Origin of the sequence: Streptomyces sp. NPDC057302 (assembly GCF_042667685.1) — a bacterium.
Taxonomy (GTDB): Bacteria; Actinomycetota; Actinomycetes; order Streptomycetales; family Streptomycetaceae; genus Streptomyces.
Genome location: NZ_JBHUZJ010000007.1, coordinates 110,768 through 130,388, shown reverse-complemented (window position 1 = coordinate 130,388; position 19,621 = coordinate 110,768). Strand labels below are relative to the sequence as shown.

Below are 19,621 nucleotides of genomic sequence, written 5' to 3'. Positions count from 1 at the left end.
CAGTCAAATGCTCGAACGTGAGCGAAGAGCGCAGCAACAGGGCTGTGCCATGGGCGCAGGTACGAACACGGGCGGGGCCCTCGTCAGCCGACGAGCCCCGCCCGTGTTTCTCTCAACCCACCCGTCAGGGGCCGTTAGGCCCCTGAATCCGGGGTAGATGGCGAAGCCACGCCCCGGACACCGTGCGCTACCCAGGCGCGCGGTCGTTCATCAGCGGCAGCTCAGCTCACTTCGAGGTCGAGTCCGAGCGCTGGTCGGAACCATCGACGGCAGCATCGCCGGCATCGAGATCCCAGGGACAGGCCGCGACGAGGGATCCTTCGGAATCGACCTCGATCAGGCCGAGCATCAGGCCCAGCTCACGGCGTTCATCGGCGCTCCGGACATAGGTGGTGAGGTTCGCTCGGGCCGCGGCGGAGAGTTCGATGGCTCGCTTTCGGTGCTCTTGGAGCAGGGGCTCGGGGAGCATGGTGGACATGGTTGTTCTCCCTTACTAGGAGGGTGCGCACGCGGAGGGCGTAGATGAACCGGGACTCAATCCCGGATCAAAACCGGGTGGAGAAGGCGCGGGCTGGTGGCACGACCGACGCCGTGGCGATGCGGGGGAATGAACGCTCCGTCACTCAGGGCGGGTTAGAAGCCAAGCAAGTGGTTTTGAGCCAGGAGCGCTCGGCGCGGGAGTCGAACTCGTCGCCCACGGGGCTCAAAGGAGGTCACGTCGGCCTCGGCCGGCGGCTCCGTGGGTGCAGCCGCCTCCGGACACCCCTACGGCCCCTCAGGCAGGCGGGTCTTCATCGGGCTCTGGCTCCGCCATGCGTTTGATTTCGATTGAGAAGCTCTTCAGCCTTCCGCCGCACAGGTCAGTGGACGCTTCTGGCTTCAGCTCATCCACCCGCGACTCGATCCATTGTTTGACCGACTCGATGTGATGGGTTCGACAGTCGCCGTGCGTACGGCAGCGCACGCTGATCGGGTCCAGCGCGCACGAGCCGATACCGAAGTCTTCCGTGCCGGAGATCACGACTCCGGGATGGTCGGTCAGGAACGAGACGACATATCCTGCGACGCCGTCCGGCCACTCGAACTCAGCTTTCTCAGAACTGAGTTGGCGGCTCGTGGTCTTGCCCTTGACCGTTCGCCACTGTTCCCACGTGGTGGTGACGATGAACATCCCAGCCTCCTTCAGGGATTGAGTAGATCGCGAAGATTCACCGGGCGGCTCAGTGCACTCGTGATGCCGTTCTCAGAGGGGGGGAGGGCCGCTGTCAGTCGTCCGAGGGAGATGCCGGGGCTGTTCCGCCGGTCTGAGGGGCGAGCAGACAGTCTTCGATCCAGGAGCGCACCGCCTTACGAGCCGGCCGCGCGCCCTGGGAGTCCGCGTAGGTGTTCTCTTCGATGGCGCGCAGTTCGTCGTCGGGCATCGACACGGGCAGCGCCTGGGCCAGCCGCGGCTTGGCCTCGACGATCCGCTCACGCTGCCGCTCGTAGTGAGTGGCCATGATCTGCCGGTAGGTCTGCCGGTCGATGGGGTTGAACCCCACGACCAGTGAGAACCGGCCCAGCAGCTCGGCGTCGAAAAACTGCTCCAGTGTCCTGTTGAGGCTCTGGTTCGAGATGGTCTTCGGGTTGTTGCCGAAGCCGATCATTTTGCCGTCGAGCGAATCACGGGCGGCGTTGGTCGTGCAGATGACCAGGGCCTTGGAGAAGTCCAGCATCTTGCCATGGGCGTTGCGGATGTAGCCTTCGTCGAACGCCGAGAGAAACAGGCGCTGCACGGCCTTGTCGGCCTTCTCGAACTCGTCGAGCAGGATCACCCGGTGGGGGTTGGACTCCAGCGTGTCGAACGGAAGCTCCTGGTTGGAGTCTGATCCGACATAGCCGGGAGGTGCGCCGATGATCTTCGACGTCGACCATTCGCTGTGGAATTCGGTCATGTTGAGGATGATCGGCTCGGTGCCGGTCGTCTCCTCAGCGATGATCTTGGCTGTCTCGGTCTTACCCACACCCGAGGCCCCGGCGAACAGCCACGTCGTGGGCGTCTTCGTGGGGAACAGGTCGAGCTCTTCGCGGGCCAGACGGTCCGTGAGCTTGGCGAGCACGTCGTCCTGGCCTTGCAGGCGACTGGTGAGCGTGGCGCTCAGCGCGGCAACGTCGAGGTCCTTGCGCTGGGCGTTTCCGGTCATCAGGCGCTTGGCCACATCGAGCACACGGGTGCTCGTCAGCGGTACCTGCGGGATGGACCGCAAGGTCTGCGCGAGCGCCGGGTCACCAGCGACCTCGGCCTGGACGATGAGCTTCTTCTGCTCCAGGACCCGGTCAGCCATCGCCCGGTCGAGCAGCGTGATGGCGTTGTCCGGACGGTGCTGGCCAGCCCGGGAGTTCGCTTCGGCGATCTGTACCACCGAGGCCAGGACGTCGTCGGAGACCCCGATCTGGTGACGGTAGTGCGCCATCATGCCGGGCCGGACCGTGGTCATCACGGCCAGCGTCTGCTCCATGCTCAGCTCGTCGACGATGAGCCGGGTGAAGCGACGGGCGAAGGCCGGGTCCTCATCGAAGGCACGAGACTCGTTGCTGGTGGTCGCACCGATGACGGACATGTCGCCGCGGGCCAAGGCCGGCTTGAGGATCTGCGAGATCTTGCGGCCGACGGCGTCGCCATGGCTGCCGGTCCCTCCCGTGATCTGGTGGATCTCGTCCATGAACAGGATGGCCTTGTTCTTGGGGTCAGAGGCGAACTCGACGATCGCCTGGACCTTCTCCTCCAGCGAGCCGACCATGCCGGTCCCGGCGATGATGTTGGTGATGGGTAGCTCGTAGATCGTATGGTCCTTGAGCTGGTCCGGGATGAGGGTGTCACCGAGCGCGATGCGCCGTGCAATGTCCTCGACGATCTTCGTCTTGCCGACGCCGGCGGAACCGACCAGCAGAGCGTTGGGCTTGGTCTTGCTGATGACGACCGAGAGGACCTGCCCGATGAGCGTGTCACGGAACATGGTCGGATCGGCGTTCTTGAACTTCTCGTTGTAGTCGACGAGGAGCTCCTTGACGTCATCGGCGCTGCCACCGCTGGACGGCAAGGCCGCGGACGGGAACTGCGGAGGGAAGCTGCCCCCACCGCCATTGCCCTTGTCGTCGTCGGAGCCGCCAGGTGTGAAGTTGCTGAGACCCACCGGGTCCTCCTTCGGTGCGGGCCGCTCGGCGTGGTGGCGCGCTGGGTGGACGCGCCACGGTGTCCCGAGCAGGGATATGGATGAGCGAGAGGGAAAGTCAGGGGTCGCCGCAAGCGGTGCCGGCCCGGGGAGTTGGACAGCACCGCTCTTGGCGGCTCTTGGGACAGCAGGGTCAGACGACCATGCCGAGGAGCTTCTGCCGGATGCTCGGATCGATGTGCTTCATCGAGTCGGCGTAGCGTTTTGCCAGGTCAACCATCGACGACCAGTTCATGGCGGAGCATGGTGCGTAGTACAGGTTCTTCGGGTGGTCCTGGCGCGTGGACGGCGGCAGCCAGTCGAAGTCGGTGACCATGAGCGAGAGCCTGTGCTGGCGCACGCGGCTGGTGTTGATGTACTGCCAGATCTGCGTGTACTCCGTTCCGCCCGACACCTTCGGGATCCGGCGGAACTCTTTCCAGATCTGAGTCGTCGACTTGTTCTCCGTGCGCAGCATCACCTCCTGGGACAGGAAGTGGCTGAACGAGTTGAAGTACAGGTTGATGTTGAGCTTCTTGGCGATCCGGATGAGCATCATGACCGCCTCCTGGTAGTTCTCCTCGGAGATCGAACCGGAGGTGTCGATGTAGATGTGCAGGTCGGGCATGTACTGCACCGAGGTGATCCGGGCGGGCTTGTTGAAGTCGTCCGGGTTCCGGCGGTTGGCCTTGAGGAAGGTCGCCTTCGTTGTGCGGAAGATGTTCTGTGACTTGTTGACCTTGCCCATCCGGCGCAGCACCCGGGTGATGTCCTTGAACAGGTCGAGCTTGCTCGGCGGTTGCTTGCGGAAGGCCACCTGGGCGCTACGGCTGCCGGGCTGGCCCGGTTGCTGGTTGGCTCCCAGGGCGGCGGCCCGGGCGGCGGCCCGTGGCAGCGACGTGAGCTTGGACAGCGACGTGTTCGAGACGACCTTCACCGGCGAAGCCAGCGACTGGTTGATGAGGTTCCACTCCCCCGCGATCTTCGCCGCGGTGGCCCGGGCGTGGGCCTCGACGTTGACCAGGACGAGGGAGCGCGGGCAGAACAGCTCCCCGACCGTGAACGGCAGAACGCCGGTGGCCAGGGCAGTGTTCTGCTGGCTGGCCTGGGCCCGCGGCTGCTGCTCGGCGTAGTTCATGAGCATGTGCACGAGCACGCGGGCGAAGGAGTGCTCATCGTTGGCGTCAGAGTCGTCCTTGCGCACCAGCAGCGACTCGGTGAGCCCCTTCAGGGACAGGGCCGTGAAGTCGTTGAGCAGCTTGGTGGTGGCCGGCGGCAACGCACTGGCCATCGTCTGTGTCTGCTGGGACAGCCAGATCTTGAAGTCGTCGAAGGCCGCGGAGGACTGGAACCAGAACCCGAGGGTGTCGGGGTGGAAGGTGTAGGCGATCGAGGCGAAGAAGGCGCTCTCGTTACTGGTCCCCGCCAGCAGAGCCTTCGCCGCCGGGAGGACATCAGCCTGCGCGGTGTAGAGCACCCGCGGGGAGGGCGCGGGCATCTTGTTCTGCTGTCCGGCCTGGACGGCGAAGAGCTCGGCGACCGGCAGCGGTGTGCCCTGGTCGAAATTGATCAGGGTCTGCCCGAGCAGCTCCTTGACGGTCTGCTCGCTGGCCACGTTCAGCGTGTCTTCGAGGCAGCTCAGGATCAGATCCGGGATGCCGCCCGTCAGATCAGCGCCCTGGGCGTCGGTGATGCTCGCCGGGGTGTTGGGGTTCAACGGCTCCAGCAGCGGGTCGATGAGGGTCTGCTGGATTGCCGGCATCGGGTCGTAATCACCGATGCACGAGATGGTGTGCAGTGCGTCGAGTACGGCCGGCTTCTGGTTCGTGACGGTGATCGTCATGGGTCGTGGGTCTCCTTCTGAGGACAAGGCAGCGGCAGAGCGCCGCTGGTGATGGAGAGTTGCAGCAAGGACGGCAACCCGCCGCAGTCCCCACCACCAATGAGCGAGCGATCAGAGGAAGGCCGAGAGGATCGGCTTGGCCTGGTTGACGATCGGAGCGTCGATCTCCATGAAGCCCTCCAGGTTCTGGCGGTCGATCTGCTGGCTGGTCACCATCTCGATGAGCGTGCGGGTGTGCTCCGGCTCGATCTGGGCGATGGCCTGGGCCAACTGCTCGATGAGGCGCGCGTTGTCCTTGCTCTCCTTGAGCGCGTACAGCAGCGACCCGGACTTCTCGTTGTCGGTCAGCGTCGCGATGACCGCCGACATGTCAGTCATGGTCGCTGCGGTCTGCAGGCTCTGGTAGCAGTTCGGCTTCGGGACGTTCACCCGGTTCTGCTGTACGCTGCCGGCGTTGTTCGCCAGGTCCTGGGCAATGGTGGCCACGAGCTGCGTGGTGAACAGGGTGCCTCCAACGTAGGCCTCGATGGCCTCGTTCAGCAGCGTGGTCTCGCGGTCACCGATCTGGATCGGGGTGGCCAGGTACTGCGCCAACTGCTGCGGGTCGGCCGCGTTGAGCCACTTCGACAGGTTGTCGATGGTGCGCGGCGTGGTGAGCTGGTTCATCTCCTCGCCGCCGTCGAACAGATCGGCCATCGTGACGTTGCCGTTGTCGTCGTCGTCCTGGCCGTCGGCGACGATGGCCTCGGGTGTCGACTTCTGGAAGATGAGCCCGGGGTACTGCGTGAGCACCGTCTTCACCCAGGGGTTCATGTTGTCGCCGAGAACGGACATGAGGGTGGCGGCGTCGGGCTCGACGTGGAAGATCGCGAAGCGGGACAGGCTTGCCTCGTCGAGCGAGGTGACGTTGCCCCTGTCGTTGCCGGCCACGACGATGCGGACGTTCTTGGGCAGCTCGACATACCCCATGCGGCGCAGCGTGACCAGGGTCAGCGCGCCGGAAGTGACGTCGGAGGTGGTGCGGTTGATCTCGTCGAGGAAGAGGATCGGCCACTCGCGCGTGTTCTTCTCGGCGTAGTCGATGCACTCCTGGATCACCTGGTGCGGGTAGAAGACCTGCTTGTAGCTCTGAGTGCCGTCGTCCTTGGTGTACAGCACCAGACGCGCACCGGTGAGGTCGGCCTTGTCGGCGAGCTGGTTGCACGGCAGCGTGAAAGCTCGCGTGCCCATGGAATAGGCCAGGTCCTCGACGAAGCTGGACTTGCCGATGCCCGGCTCGCCCATGAGAGCGGGCGTCGCGCCGACTTCAAGTGACTGCTTGATGAGGGTCGTCAGGATGTCGTTGAACTTCATGTCGATGTCTTTTCTGTGCGCGGACGAGGAAGAGAGAGAAAGACAAGAGATGTCGGAGCACGGCGCTCCTGCTCTCGGCGTCGCCGAGGCTGCATCGGCCGTGAACGGTCCTGTGGCGCGGGCCGCGCCGTCGGAACTCGGCGGAAACCTGCACTCCCGGCATTGGTGGCGATGGATCCCCGCTGCACATCGCCACCCGATCGCGCTCCGCGCGATCCAGCACGGTCCCCGACCTGTGCTCGGCCCCGCCGCAGCACCCTTCACCCACCCCACCCACTGTTGGAGGCAGCAGATGAACCAGGAGCAGAAGCAGCAGGAACAGGTACAGAGCGTCAGTTGGTCGACGAGGAACAGGCCTCTCGGTCGGCCACGAGCGCAGCCGCCCGGTCGAGGAGGAAGGGCCGACCGTTGCGCCGCTCGCTGTGCTTGGGGCGTGCAGGGATGACGTCCAGCGCCGCCTTGTAGAGCAACCACGTGGTGTCGCCCGTCGAGTACGCGACGCCGAGGGCGCTGTAGGCGCGCAGTTGCGTCCGCATCCAGCCATAGAGCGACGCGAGAACCGAGAACTCCCAGCGGGACATGTCGTGGTTGAAGTCGCCGGGATCCCGGAGCTGATGGTGTGCACTGACCAGGGTCTGCTCGATGATCGCCTGCGAGTACGGGATGTCGGGCATGTCCTCGGCGGTGTCGACAGCTGATGCTGAAGCACCGGAGTTCTCTCTGGCGTTCACGGCCAGCTGCGCGTAGAGGTCCTCGATGGAGGCGAAGGCCGGCGCGCTAGTTGCTGCGTTGACATGAGCGACGATGCGATCGGGCACCGGCTGACGGGTGAAGGTCGACCAGTGGTCCAGCAGCAGCTCGTACCAGCCGTGTTCCTCACGCAGGACGCGCTTGCCGGCGGCCACGGGGAAGTCGTGGAAGTTCGTCGGCAGCGGCATGACGAGATGGAAGCCCTGGCCGGACATCGACAGCTCCGAGTAGAGGATGCCCGGCAGCCGCAGTAGGTCTGTGGCCACACCTGACGGGCAGTCGGCCTCGATGTCGAGGACGAGCAACCCGTCAGTCTGGGCTTGGAGGTAGAAGGCGGTGTTCGCGGCCTTCGGTATCGCCGCGGTGAGTTCGTCGAGAGTGAGCAGACAGGTCTCGTCCAGGGTGAAGGCTCCGCGTAGTGGGCCAGCGTGCTGACAGCTGGAGGTGCAGCCGGCGAGCAGGTGCCGTACGTCGATCGGGGCCTTGCGCTTAGGCGGCTTGGTGGAGACGTCAGGGGTCTCTTCCCCGATCTGTCCGGAGATGGTCCACCGACATGCACTGGCGAGGGTGCGGATCGCGGGGTTGCCGTAGAACTGCGGGAACCAGGCATGGGGGTCGGCTGGAGTCATCGTGGGACTCACGCTTTCGATCAGAGGCGTCAGGAGGAGAGAGAAAGACAGGACCCCCGTACGGCACAGATGCGAGTACGGGGGTCTCATCGATGATCAGCGTGGATCAGCCCTGGTAGGTGATCCCCGCCTGCTGGGCCTGGTCGGAGCCGTTCCAGGGGCCGGTGGCCACCGGCGCGCCTACGGGCGAACCGTTGTCCTTGAGGGAGGCGTTCTCGGCCTCCAGGCGCGCGAGCTTCTCCTCCAGGGTCAACTGCTGGGCAGGAGCCGGAGCGGGAGCTGTGGCCGGAACAGCAACCGGAGCAGCAACAGCAGCGACGGGCGCAGCCACGGCGGTCGCCGGGTCCTGAGCCTGAACTGGAGCCTGCGCGGCCACGGCCACAGGTGCGGACGCCGGCTGCGGGGTCGGGAAGGACAGGCCGCCCTCCACTTCGGTCGCCACTGGGACAGCGGCGGCAGGGGCAGAACTGGCAGGAGTGGCCTGAACGGGGCGCGGCGTGCCGTTGAGCACGATGCCACGCGCAGCCAGCTCGGCCTGGTCGATGCCGCCGGCATTGTAGTAGCGCGGCGCCTCGTGGACGATCACCTGTTCGAGGGCCAGGCCGCGGTTGTTGAAGTTCTTCGGCTTGTAGGTGCGCAGCACGAGCGTGACGTCGAGGCCCTGCGCGAGCTCCCGGCCGGACTCGTCCTGGTCGTAGGTGCCGTCGCCTTTCGAAGAAGGGATCGCGATGACCGGCAGAGTGCTGCCCTTGGAGTCGATGGAGTAGTTGGATCCGGTTTCGGGCCGCTTCGGAGAGTCGTAGCGACGCTCGGAGACGAACTGCTCTTCGAGGGTGGGGTTGTCCGGGTCGGCGAACTGGACCTCGGCGTGAATGATCGTCGCGGTGGTGTGCGGCTTGCCGACAGGGTTCATGCCGTTCTTCGTCTTGCGCTGGTCGCTGGCGACGAGCTGCGCGCCCTCGATGAGGCGGGCGAGTACGGCGAAGCCGAGCTTCCCGCGGATGAAGACGTTCTTGCCCTCGGCGATCTGGCCGGCGGAGATGGAGTAGCTGGTCATAATGCTGCGGTTCCTTCGCTCGGTCTGGCGGTCGGCGGTTCGGGGGCCATTGGGGAGCTATCAGACAGGGTTCAGACTGCCATCCGATCTCTTATTATATCAACTTCTGTTCGGCTATGAGTAGAATGTCGATAGAGGGCACGAATGGTTGTACGTGCCATTCGCGGAGGGGCGGAACAGGGATGACGACTACGAGTCAGAGGCCAGTGGGGAAGGCGTTGAAGCCGTCGGCGCAGACGAGAGCATCTGCGGGGAGTCACGTCGGCCCGATGAGCTTCGGTAACGGACGCGTCATCGCCGCCAGCATCATGGTGGGCGGAGCGGCGCTCTTCGCCGGATGGGGCCTGACGTAGCTCGCGATGTTCGACGGCGGCCTCATCCGGGCGCTGCAGGGCAATCACGCCCCGGTCGGGGCACCGGGGAATCCCGGCGAGAAGAACGCCGGAGGCAGCAGCGCCCAGCAGCCGAGCGAGGGCGGCATGGGGAAGCAGGACGAGAACGGGGCGAGTCAGGATCCGACGCCGGGTCGCGGCGACGAGGACAAGCCCAACGGATCAGGTGCACCGGTCGAGGCGAAGCCCGCGCCGAAGGCGAAGCCTTACACCATCAAGCCAGGCGACACGCTCACCGCGATGTCAGGGACAACGGGGGTGTCGATCCGCATCCTGGTTGAGACGAACAAGATCCGAATCCGGATCTCATCTACGTGGGGGCTTCGCTGCTCATCCCGCCGGTGTGACGACCCGGCAGGGTGGCACTGCCGAGTGCCGAGCTTGATTCGATGCCCCCATCGCGCTGAAGCGGCCATGGCATCGTCGTCTTCTCAGGCAGAGGACTCTGCTACCGCGGGCCCGCAGGTACATCAGTCGCGTGCACAGGGGCAGCTGCTCGAACTCGTCCCTCATGGACCGGATGCCATCCGGCACGTAGTCCTGCGGGTACTCGAGCTTGTACTGGCGAACTGCGTGGCCGCGTATGGCTCACCGCGAGGGGTCATCCGGGACCGGCGTGAGCCGGTCCACGGTATGTCTCCCTGCAAGGCACTCGGCTCGGGTTCGACGCCCGGATCAGCTGTGCTGATCCCCCCCTCTTGCAAGAATGCAGCACTGAAACAGCGTCAGAGATCAGAAAACCCTGCCGTCCAGGCTGCCGACGGGGTCATCTGAGGTACGAGGTCATGGTCTCTCACGCCGCATCAGTGCCGTCGGACTCACCCCGGCCAAACAGGAATCCGCGGACGTCACCGTTCTTCATCATGTCCTGCAGGTGCGCCAGGAACACCGCGCGCTGCGTGGCCCGGCGATCGGCTAAAGGGTCGTACTCGCGCAGTACCTTCAGGTCGACGACCCAGCCGTTCTCCCGAGATATGGCCTGGTCAAGCCGAGAGTCCGGCACGACGTCCATGCCGGTGAAGGCGTGGTCGAACTCGGGCGTGATGTCGAGGTGTTGATTCGGCTCATCAATGTAGAGCGTGTCGATGCCGACCTGCTGGCCGGCCTTGTCGAATGCCACGAGGAACACACGGTCTGCCCTGGTGGTGTTGTCGACGTGGACCGCTGCAACGTTCGTGTCACCCATGAAGCTCGTCTGCTCGAACCGCTCGTACATGCGAGCCCGAGCGTCATGGCACCACATGATGCGTCGGGCTTCGTTGAAGCCCTTGAACTCGTCAGAGTTGGACGCTCCTGGGTGGGGGTGGATCATCGGTGCGCTCCTTCATATGTGAGATCCGGGAGGTTTGCGATGCCAGGGGGCGTATTGGCTACGACACATACCTCGAAGCAGCGCGCCTCAGGCGATCTTCACTGCGGCACGGCAGGAGCAGATGCTGGGAGCCCGCCCGGCACCTCCCGCTGGTGGATTCGGCTTGCGCCTCACTCGTCCGATGGGCGGGCCGGGCTTGCATCAGCAACGCTAGGCATATGCGAGACGCGATGCCATTTCGCCGGTGCACAATCTGACCGTTGGCACCTGTCGGCTCTGCACCAGTCGGCCGCATGCCAGCGCGGAAGTGCACCTTCCTCATGACGGTTGCGTCGGGGGTGCACACGTCCTGGTTCCCAGCATTGCTCAGCTAACACTCAGCAAACCTTGTGCCACATCATCAACACGCCACTCAGGGCCGGTAGTTGATTGGCGGAACAATATTTCGCGGGTGGGCTTTCATGATCTTGGGGTGATGAGTTTACCCCCTCCTGGTGAGCCTTTCGTCGTGTCCTCCTTGGATCGGCAAGGTGGCGTGTGATAGCCCTCGTTGTGATCGACCTTCCCACCGCGCCGATGCTTGCGACGCCCGTCGAGACGTTTGCACTTTCCTTGAATTGGTTTGCCGAACCAGAGTGGGACGGCATCCCGGCCCTTCGCGGGACGGGATGCCGATGGTGCTTTGGTACTGCGCTCACGAGGGGGCAGCGACCTGGCTGCGGCCTTCCAGAGATCACCGACGCCATCGGGCCGGTGCGGTCACCGGAGCACCGAGCCGTGCAAGGAGTTTGCTACTCGGCCGGCTCGATTCAGAGGGACGCCTGCGATAAACGGGACGCACAAGTGCCTTGCTGGCCGCCCAGACCCGCAGCGCGGGCGGCCTCTTGCGCCGGGTGCAGACGGCTCACCCGTGGCCAGGCGGTCCCTTCTTCGCCGGCTGGGGATCGCAGGAGAAGCTGAAGGTATCGCTGGTTGTTCCGGAGACGGCCGTGGAGGTCAGTGCGGATATCTCTCGGGATGCTCGAGGCCGTCTGCGCCACCCTGTTCGGTTCGTGCGGGTGCGAGCGGACCTGGCTGTCGAGGACGTGCCGCCTTTCGGGGCCCGCAGGCAGGAGGAAGGAGGGAGATGAGAGCCGCAGCTCGCGGCGGTCAGCCGGCGACTACCGTCAGTTCTGGCCGATATGAGCGGAGGTCAGGCTGACCGGTGACGACGTGCAACGAGAACTGGAGATCGCGTACGCCGATGAGGGTGGCCAGGTCGCGCTGCATGTGGCCTTCCAGGGCGCGCAGGTGGGAACGGACCGTGACCTCGGAGAGGCCGAGCGCGCGGGCCGCGGGCGCGACGTGGGTGTCGAACGTGAGCCAGGCGAGTGCCGTGGACACCAGGGCACGTCTGTCCGCCTGGACCGGCCGGACCAGAGTCTGTGCCCAGGCGCGCACTCGTGGAGTGCCCACCAGCCGCGCCAGGGAAGGCGGTTCCGAACCCGTCAGCCGCGGCGAAGCGGACACCTCCCGCTGCGTGACCAGTTCCATGGCCAGGGCGACGGCGATGCGGTCATTGATGGAGGCAAAGTCCATGCGCAGGAGTTCGGCAGCTCGTGAGGCGCGACGCATGACGGTGTTGCGGTGCAGGCGCAGCCGACAGGCGGCCACCGTGTACGGGTAGGCGAGGGCGGCCGGAAGGGTCTCCCGCATGGACTCCCACTGTGTCTCGTCGCGCATCAGCGGGTTCAGCAGTCGGCGGGCCCACTGCTGGGCTTCTACCTGTGGCAGGAGGCTGACGAGGTCGGAGCCGTGCACGGACAGGGCCACGGAGTCCGGCTGGAAGGCGGCGAACCTCTGCGCGGTGATGGCCTCGTTGAGCGCGTCGGCGAGCAGCGTCATGGAGTAGACGCCGCTGCCGCCCAGGGACGAGGGGGGCCCCAGGGCACCTACCAGGCGGGTGAGTTCGGCGGAGACCTCCGTTCCGGTGTCGTCGGAGGAGCGGATCGGATGCACGATGAGTATCCGCCGGTCGCTCCTCGGGGCGGGCACGACTAGGGCCTGCTGTCCGACGGATGAGGTGCAGCTGCGCGCAGCCAGGTCCCGGCGTGCCTGAGGGGTCTCCACAACGAAGACGCGGGCGGTCTCGGGTTCCAGAAGCCCGGGCGCCAGATTGGCCATGACGCGACGCGCCTTTTCGACCTCACCGGCCAGTAGAAGCTCGAACGCTGCACTGCGCGCCGCATGGGAGGCACCGGAGGCTGCCCGGTACTCGCGGTGCGCCTGGTCCACGAGGCCCAGGAGTTTCGCCGCATGACGCAGCAGCCGCAGGTCCGCCTCATCGAAAGGGGTTTTGCGGGCCACCGCGAGTACGGTGTCCGCAGCCGAGGCCGGGGCCAGCGAGATGAGCTGAGTGTGAGGTCCGGACAGCGTCTCGGGGAGAACTCCGTCGACGGACTGGCGGATGATAGCCCGGGCCAACTGCTCTGCGGCCGTGGCCGGTGAGGCAGCGAGGACGCGCTCTGGTTCGCTGACCAGAACCTGGCAGTCGAGGACTCGGGCGAGCCAGTCCGCGATGCGCTGCATAGCCCGGGAGTCGGCCAGCTGAGCTGGCAACTCCTGTACAAGTGAGCTGAGTTGAGCAGCACGGCGCTCAGCGAACATCAAACGGGATCGCTGGATCTCCTCATGCACACCTTCCCAGCACTCGGTGGGAGCAGACGTGCTGAGCAGGGCGATGCCCAGCCCGCAGGCCCGGTCCACGATGGCCGGGGGAAACGGTTGGCGCGCTCCAGGGGCTGCACTGACGGCCAAACCTACGCCGCCGTCCCGGCTCATCCGCTGCACCAACAGATCGAGCACCGTCGCGATACGGCCGCGGAGGCGGAAGGGAGACATTCCGGTGATCAGGACGAGCGAGCCATCAGGCAGAGCCGACGGGATGCCGTCTTCCAGCAGCTGTTCCGGTGTCACCGTCACCACGCCGGTGACCTCGGCGGACTGGGTACGCGGGGAACCGCTCGCTACGAATGTCAGTTCGAGTTCAAGCCGGTCAGTGGGCAGCGAGCCCAGGGTCAGCATGGTGTGCTCCTCGGGAGTCGGGACGAGATCGTGAAATCCCTCCGGCATCGGCTGGCCGACGCTGGCACGCGGTCGATCACGACCTCATGGCTCCGCTCCCGTCGACCCGCACCGCTGGCCCTGCAGGCTTGACCCTGCCGTTCCGCGCTTCAGCGAGGAGAAGTCGGGGGCGCGGAAGCACCACCCGCTCGAGATGGCGTCCAGCCCGAGGCGCCGTGGTTTGCGCGAGGACCTCGGCCCGGCGCCACTTTCGGACGCAGGCCTCCTGTACCCGGCAGGGCGTCACATGAAGGCAAGTGCCAGCCGGCACCCCTCCCCCGGAACTGACTCCCGATCGAGAGCGGTGGCGTCCACGAAGAGCACACGGCATAGCGGACACTCCGCCATGCTCTTCCCGCCCAGCATGGTCACTGCTGCTGGATGCCAGCTCCATCCTCAACCCATCCCCCTGTCGGTGCAGCGCCCAATCTGCAGGCGCAGGCCGCAGTCACCAACACCGTATTCACCGCCGCCGTGTCCAACTCTTCGGTCCACTGGGAGTCCAGGGCCCAGGAGTCCAGCCCTGCAACCCGACAGTCACTGACAGTAGTCACGCTGCGACGCAGGGTCCCATTCTCCCTATTGCGATCCTGCCTTGCGCCCCCGATGATGTCAACTAAAGTACACAGGAACGAATCCCGACCGAGTGAGAGATCGATACGTGGTGGTGTGCAGTCTGCAGTGGGCCAACTCCCGGCCCCTGTCCGGCAATCCCTGCCTGTGCTGAGGCGCGGCCGCCGCCCTCTGGCGGAGAGACTTAGCGCGTTGATGGCCGCCCGCCGGGATGCCAAAGGCCGCGCGTTCTCGTCGCGCACGCTGTCTGCCGCCGTCGACGCACTGCCGGGCGAACACCCATCGGTGTCTCACGCCGCTATTGCCAAATTGGCCAAGGGTTCCCAGGACAACCCGACGGTGGGCACCATCCTGGCGCTGTGCGAAGCTCTGGGCGGCGTCCCACCCGCACATCTTCTGCCGCACAACACCTATGGCAATCTCAAGGCCCTGGAGGCCTTCGAGGATCCTCAGGTACGCCGAGCTCTCGCACTGTTGAATGGCATGCCGCCCGGCGAGGTGCAGAACTTCATCGCGGATCTTGAACAGCGCCGGGATGATCTCGGTCTGAAGCCGGTGCCGGACGACGAGGCTGACACGTCGCCCGACAAGCCTCAACGACGCCGGAGTATGGACGACGCCGCACGCTATGCGGCAGATGCATTGGAGGGTTTGTAAGTGGTCGACGGCATAGTCTTCGGGACGTGCACCGCAGCCGGATTAGTGGTCACAGCGCTCTGCACACGGAGGGCAGTGGGCAATCCGCGGGTGTCCACCTGGGCGATCGCCCTCGCCTTCGGGGTGTGCACGCTGGGCGTCCTGTGCGCCGTCCCCTCGGTGGCCGATTCGTTGGAGGACATCACAGGCCTGCACAACGTCGGCAAGCTGGTGGCTCACATCTGTGCGGTCCTGTGGTGTGCCTTCCTTCAGATCACGATGGTGGACCTGGCCTACCGGCCCGAGTACCTGAAGGCCGCGATGTTCCAGCGCGGCTTCGCCGCCGCGCTGGAACTGATGATCCTGGTGCCCCTCTTCCTGGCCACGAACCGGACCGGTCTCGAGTTCACGACCGAGTTCGCCGACGACCCGAAGGTCGCCGCGTATCTGCTGATCTATCTCTCTTACGTCCTGGTCACCTGTGCTGAACTGGCATTCATGTGCGGCAGGACGGCACGCCGCAGCTGGGGCATCAGACCGTGGAGCGGCGCCGGCTTCGCCTTGTCCTCCGTGTCGGCGACCCTCGGCCTGGCTTACGCGTTCTCCAAGGGCTCGTACATCATCTTCCACACCCTCGACAATCCCTGGCCTCTGAAGGCCGAGGAGGTCGTGAGTCCCACGCTGAGCGGACTGGCGGTACTGTTCCTCTTCTGCGGTCTGACGCTCCCCATGGTCGGTGCCCTGCGTGGGCGCCTTCGCGACAAGAAGGCACTGGTCGGCGACTAGCTTCCCCGCCCACGCCGGACAGGGCAGCGGCGTCTGCGACGTGCCTCGGTCAGGACGAGGATTCGGTGCCTGCGTAGCGCACCGGCAGTTCGAGGAGTCCTCGAGCGCGCAGCGAAGGCCGCCACCGCGGTTCGTTCCCGGTGAGCTCAAGGTCCGCGAACCGCTCCAGGAGCGCGGTCAGGGCGATCTCTGTCTCGGCTCGTGCCAAGGGTGCGCCCAGGCAGTAGTGGATGCCGTGGCCGAGCGCCAGGTGGCCGCCGGCATCGCGGCCGAGGTCCAGGCGGCCCGGGTCCGGGAAGCGATCCGGGTCGCGGTTGGCGGCGGACAGGGACAGCAGTACCGTTTCGCCCGCCGGAATCCGGACGTCGCCGATCGTCACGTCCTCGATCGCGAAACGCCGAATGGCAAGCAAGGCCGGGCCCTCGAAACGGGCGAACTCCTCTACTGCGGCAGGAATTCGGGACGGGTTCTGCCGCAGCAGCATCATCTGGTCCGGATGCTGCAACAGGGCCAGGATTGCGTTGCCGATCAGCTGGACGGTGTTCTCATAGCCGGCGAAGAGGATGAGGAAGGCCAAGGACATCAGTTCGTCCTCGGTGAGCCGGTCGCCCTCCGTGTCCCGTACGGCGATCAGGTCGCAAAGGAGATCGTCGGCTGGCTCGCGCCGCTTGTGGGCCATGAGCTCCGTGAAGAAGCCCAGCATGGCCACGATGGCTTCCTTGGCTTCGTGGGGGCGGGCCGGGTCCGGGGCGATCAGCGCTGTCGTCCAGGAGCGGAAGTCCCTGCGGTGGCTTGCCGGGACGCCGAGGAGATCGCAGATCACGGTGATCGGCAGCGGGGCCGCATAGACGGTGATCAGGTCTGTGGTGCCGTCCGCGCCCAGGACGTCCAGGAGTTGGTCGGCGGTGGCGCGGATCGGCGCGCGCAGCTGCTCGACCCGGCGCTGGGTGAAGGCCTTCCCAACGAGGCGGCGCAGACGTGTGTGGTCGGGAGGATCCATATTTAGGAGGTTGGCGTCCAGAGCCGGAGGCAGGGACAGCCCCCGGTAATTACCCTCACGCGCATGCGTCTTGTCCAGCGACAGCAGCGGATCGGCAAGGCCTGCGCGAACGTCGTCGAACCGGGTGACGAGCCAGGCAGGTCGCCCATCCGTTCCTGTGATGCGGTGTACCGGAGAGGCGGTCCGCAGCCCCCCGTATACGTCGTACGGGCGGGTGATCAAATCGTCCGCAAGATCCATGTGTCCACCCTAGGGGTTCGTTCTCCGACGCCAGTTCTGAACTCGGCATTTGGGGCGTCGACGGGCCAGGACTGTGATCTGAACGTGTGCTCCCTTTTGGTTCTGGGCGGATCGGGGTCTCGGACAGCCCATGCGCTTGACGTTGAAGGCGTGCACCCGATCGTCGGCCGCCACCCACACGGATGCAGGTGGTCGAAGTGGGCGCCGAGTGTGAGGCGGGTCCAGCCGTTGCACTTTGGACCTCCTGGTCCATAGGCGGGCTGCTCTAGAGATGCCAGCACGGAAGGTACCTTCAAGTCCGCAATCATGAAGGTGAAGTGGAATCTGAGGTCGAGCGGGCCCGTCCACTCGCGCTGGCGTTCCCTGCTCATAGCGAGGAGCACAGCGTGATCGTCAGTGTTCTCAGGGGGGCCGGTGGGCGAAGGGGTTGCACATTCCTGGGTGTCCAACGCCGGATTGTAGTCGAACGGGATCGGGCGGCAACCGGCCGCGGGGCGCAGACACGGGGGCTCATGGCGTGTGCCTACGGCAGTACGGCGCGAAGCCCGTTGGTGAGCAGGGCCACGGCCGCAGACACCTCGCGGGGCGTGGTCAGCGCACCCAACTGAGCGGCCGCAGCCGAACTGCTCTGCCCAGCAGCGGCATTGAGTGCCGCTTGAACGGCGTGGCGGACGGTTTCCGTGACGCGTATCTGGACTTCGGTGTCCTCCAAGTCGGCAGCTGTGACCTGCCCGCGCCCCGTGAGGCGGTTGGTCTTGGAGGCGACGTCGAGGGTGGTGAGCGCGTCGTCGTCCGCCGCGGGGGCGAGAGCGGAGAGGTTCGCACTGCCGAAGGCAGTACGGAAGCGTGACGGGCAGTGGGTATGCAGGTTCATAGCAAGCTCGGCGGCGAGACCGCAGACGGCTACCAGACCAAAGCTGTTGGCCAGTTGCGTCATGTGTCCGAGCGCCGCGTGAAGATCCCCCCGCCTGAGGGCTATTAGGTAAGCGTCGGTGACGGTACGTATGAGCTTGTCGGGAAGCGCGGTACCGGACACGGCGCTTTCCCTGTTCGGGTGTTCGGGTGGCTGGGCGCCGACGAACTCGCAGGTGATGGGGTTGTCCCAGTCGTGTTCGGTCATGAGAGCGCTACTCCTTGAGCTTCATGTTGGGTATGGCAGCCGGCTGGGGCCAGCAACGATATTGCCGGTAGAGCTGGGCTGGTCGTTCCAGCACGGTCCCACCGGCAGGCTGGTGCTACTTTGGCTCCCGAGCCGGCTGTGCCGGCCCAACGCTCGTGCTTCAAAGCGGGTCTTCGCACTACCCATCGTGGTCACTGAGGTCGATCACCACTGACTGGCCTGTCGCGGGAGCCGTCAGCAGTCCAGGAGCGGGCCGTAATGGTGGTGGTGGACGTCGATGGCTTCCTGGATATCGGCCTCGGTGAAGCCGCACGCCTCGGGCGAGAGCGTGGCGTCGTAGAAGTCGATGGCGATGTCCAGCAGCACGGCCAGCAGGTCCTTCAGGTCCCGAGAGGCCAGGGTCACGGTGTGGTGGGTGCTGCCGGGAAAGAGCTGCTCGGTGACGAGATGGGCCAGGCGGTGCCAGGCCGGATCCGGTCGGCCGAGGAGGTCGGCGCACAGGTGGCGGGCGATCGCGGTGGAGAGGGTGACGACCGGCGCGGCGAGCATGACGTTCGGCCGACAGCGGTAGGGGGCCAACTGCGTGCTCCTTGGGTGTGGTCAGGCAGATAAGGACGTCGAGCGGGTCGAGTGCTCCTGCAGGAACCCGAATCCCGAACCCGGCTAGAACGACCAGGTGTCTTGCTACATGGACGGCGGCAGCCAGGTCACGCTGTGTGTCAGACCTGCGTGGTGGTCCGAGTCGCCGGGGGGTTGGTACTCACGAACTGGAGGAGCCAGTCGGGGATCTGCCCCAGCTCGGCGTGGTAGTGCGTCCAGATCTCCCGGACGAGAAGTCGACGCAGGCACCCGTCGGGCAGGATTATCTGACCGGTTACCTCAATGCTGTTCCAGCGGGGCGTAGCGTCGCCGTTCTGAAGCCAGCGGACGCGCAGCCTGACGGGCCGGACGGTCTCTTTGTCCTCGCCGTCCTCAACGGTGAAGTCCGGACCGCAGCGCCCCTGCCATACCTTTTCGTACGTCCGCTGAGGCGGCTTCGCCGTCATCGCGTCGTCGTACTGCACCACCTCGTCGAACCGCTCCACACGCAGCGAAGGCGTGAACTGGGCGAGTACGGATGGCTGGTCAGCTGGCTGCTCCATGTGCTGTTTCCTTGTCTATGACGAGGCGGTCGGCCGCCCGGCGGGTACCGCTGGAGGCCGGAATCGATGTCCTGGCCGTCAGGATCACCTCCCCGTCCCCTTCGCTCGCGCGTGGGGGACAGGAATGTAGGCGGTTACCCGGGTCCATCCCCTCTCTACGGCAAGGGCGGTCCGGTGTGCGCCGTCGCGCAGGCCCTCGCCGGGCAGAACCACTACCGGCGGCACTTCATGCGCACCGGCGTCGAGCCCAGCTTCCAGGGGCGTGAACCGGTCCTCGGCGTCGTTGGCTTCCAGCTCCTCCCGTGTGTACAGGAGGCCGATCTCGTCGATCGGCACTGTCGCCTTGATCAGTTCGGTGCCGAGGTCGTCGTCCCCGTACAAGTCGAATCCGATGAGGTCTGCGGCCTCGCCGAGGGTGAGTGTCGTCTGCCAGGCTGCGCCCCACGTTGGCAGCTCAGCGGCGTGAATGGTCTTCACGCGTCGCCCCCTTCTGTT

At 65.7% G+C, this 19,621-nt stretch carries 16 protein-coding genes; 2 read left to right on the top strand and 14 right to left on the bottom strand.

Annotation, left to right across the window (positions count from 1 at the left end; all coding sequences use genetic code 11):
- Window positions 1-226: 226 nt before the first annotated feature.
- The 9 genes from ACFUPX_RS08115 to ACFUPX_RS08075 all read right to left on the bottom strand — a co-directional run bounded on the left by ACFUPX_RS08115 (window position 227) and on the right by ACFUPX_RS08075 (window position 13,590).
- Entirely contained in the window at window positions 227-478 is a 252-nt protein-coding gene (locus tag ACFUPX_RS08115; protein WP_383317880.1) for a hypothetical protein, read from the bottom strand.
- A gap of 297 nt (window positions 479-775) precedes the next feature.
- Window positions 776-1,171 (bottom strand): hypothetical protein, encoded by a 396-nt coding sequence (locus ACFUPX_RS08110; protein WP_383317877.1) that lies wholly within the window; start codon window positions 1,169-1,171, stop codon window positions 776-778.
- Between the two features lie 94 nt (window positions 1,172-1,265).
- Window positions 1,266-3,173 (bottom strand): AAA family ATPase, encoded by a 1,908-nt coding sequence (locus ACFUPX_RS08105; protein WP_383317874.1) that lies wholly within the window; start codon window positions 3,171-3,173, stop codon window positions 1,266-1,268.
- A 172-nt stretch (window positions 3,174-3,345) separates the two neighbouring features.
- Entirely contained in the window at window positions 3,346-5,034 is a 1,689-nt protein-coding gene (locus ACFUPX_RS08100) for a hypothetical protein (RefSeq protein ID WP_383317871.1), read from the bottom strand.
- Between the two features lie 111 nt (window positions 5,035-5,145).
- Entirely contained in the window at window positions 5,146-6,387 is a 1,242-nt protein-coding gene (locus ACFUPX_RS08095; RefSeq protein ID WP_383317868.1) for an AAA family ATPase, read from the bottom strand.
- 332 nt (window positions 6,388-6,719) lie between these two features.
- On the bottom strand, window positions 6,720-7,778 hold the full coding sequence (locus ACFUPX_RS08090) for a hypothetical protein (protein WP_383317866.1): 1,059 nt from the start codon (window positions 7,776-7,778) through the stop codon (window positions 6,720-6,722).
- Window positions 7,779-7,872: 94 nt separating this feature from the next.
- The gene (locus ACFUPX_RS08085) at window positions 7,873-8,823 is read right to left on the bottom strand and encodes a hypothetical protein (protein ID WP_383317863.1); all 951 of its coding nucleotides are present in this window, start codon (window positions 8,821-8,823) and stop codon (window positions 7,873-7,875) included.
- 1,185 nt (window positions 8,824-10,008) lie between these two features.
- Entirely contained in the window at window positions 10,009-10,527 is a 519-nt protein-coding gene (locus tag ACFUPX_RS08080; RefSeq protein ID WP_383317861.1) for a hypothetical protein, read from the bottom strand.
- Window positions 10,528-11,676: 1,149 nt separating this feature from the next.
- On the bottom strand, window positions 11,677-13,590 hold the full coding sequence (locus ACFUPX_RS08075; RefSeq protein WP_383317858.1) for a helix-turn-helix domain-containing protein: 1,914 nt from the start codon (window positions 13,588-13,590) through the stop codon (window positions 11,677-11,679).
- An 807-nt stretch (window positions 13,591-14,397) separates the two neighbouring features.
- Between ACFUPX_RS08075 and ACFUPX_RS08070 the strand changes: the two genes are divergently transcribed.
- Complete coding sequence (locus ACFUPX_RS08070) at window positions 14,398-14,859, top strand: hypothetical protein (RefSeq protein ID WP_383318032.1); 462 nt, start codon at window positions 14,398-14,400, stop codon at window positions 14,857-14,859.
- Window positions 14,860-14,934: 75 nt separating this feature from the next.
- Window positions 14,935-15,624 carry a hypothetical protein gene (locus tag ACFUPX_RS08065; protein WP_383317855.1) on the top strand — a complete coding sequence of 230 codons (690 nt, stop codon included), beginning with the start codon at window positions 14,935-14,937 and terminating at the stop codon, window positions 15,622-15,624.
- Between the two features lie 49 nt (window positions 15,625-15,673).
- Here the strand turns inward: ACFUPX_RS08065 and ACFUPX_RS08060 are convergent, their stop codons facing one another.
- The 5 genes from ACFUPX_RS08060 to ACFUPX_RS08040 all read right to left on the bottom strand — a co-directional run bounded on the left by ACFUPX_RS08060 (window position 15,674) and on the right by ACFUPX_RS08040 (window position 19,603).
- Entirely contained in the window at window positions 15,674-16,864 is a 1,191-nt protein-coding gene (locus tag ACFUPX_RS08060; protein ID WP_383317852.1) for a cytochrome P450, read from the bottom strand.
- A 523-nt stretch (window positions 16,865-17,387) separates the two neighbouring features.
- Complete coding sequence (locus tag ACFUPX_RS08055) at window positions 17,388-17,984, bottom strand: hypothetical protein (RefSeq protein ID WP_383317849.1); 597 nt, start codon at window positions 17,982-17,984, stop codon at window positions 17,388-17,390.
- Window positions 17,985-18,218: 234 nt separating this feature from the next.
- Window positions 18,219-18,563 carry a hypothetical protein gene (locus tag ACFUPX_RS08050; RefSeq protein ID WP_383317846.1) on the bottom strand — a complete coding sequence of 115 codons (345 nt, stop codon included), beginning with the start codon at window positions 18,561-18,563 and terminating at the stop codon, window positions 18,219-18,221.
- 140 nt (window positions 18,564-18,703) lie between these two features.
- Window positions 18,704-19,126, bottom strand: a complete 423-nt coding sequence (locus ACFUPX_RS08045) for a hypothetical protein (protein ID WP_383317843.1) — start codon at window positions 19,124-19,126, stop codon at window positions 18,704-18,706.
- Between the two features lie 84 nt (window positions 19,127-19,210).
- Window positions 19,211-19,603, bottom strand: a complete 393-nt coding sequence (locus tag ACFUPX_RS08040) for a hypothetical protein (RefSeq protein ID WP_383317840.1) — start codon at window positions 19,601-19,603, stop codon at window positions 19,211-19,213.
- Window positions 19,604-19,621: the final 18 nt, after the last annotated feature.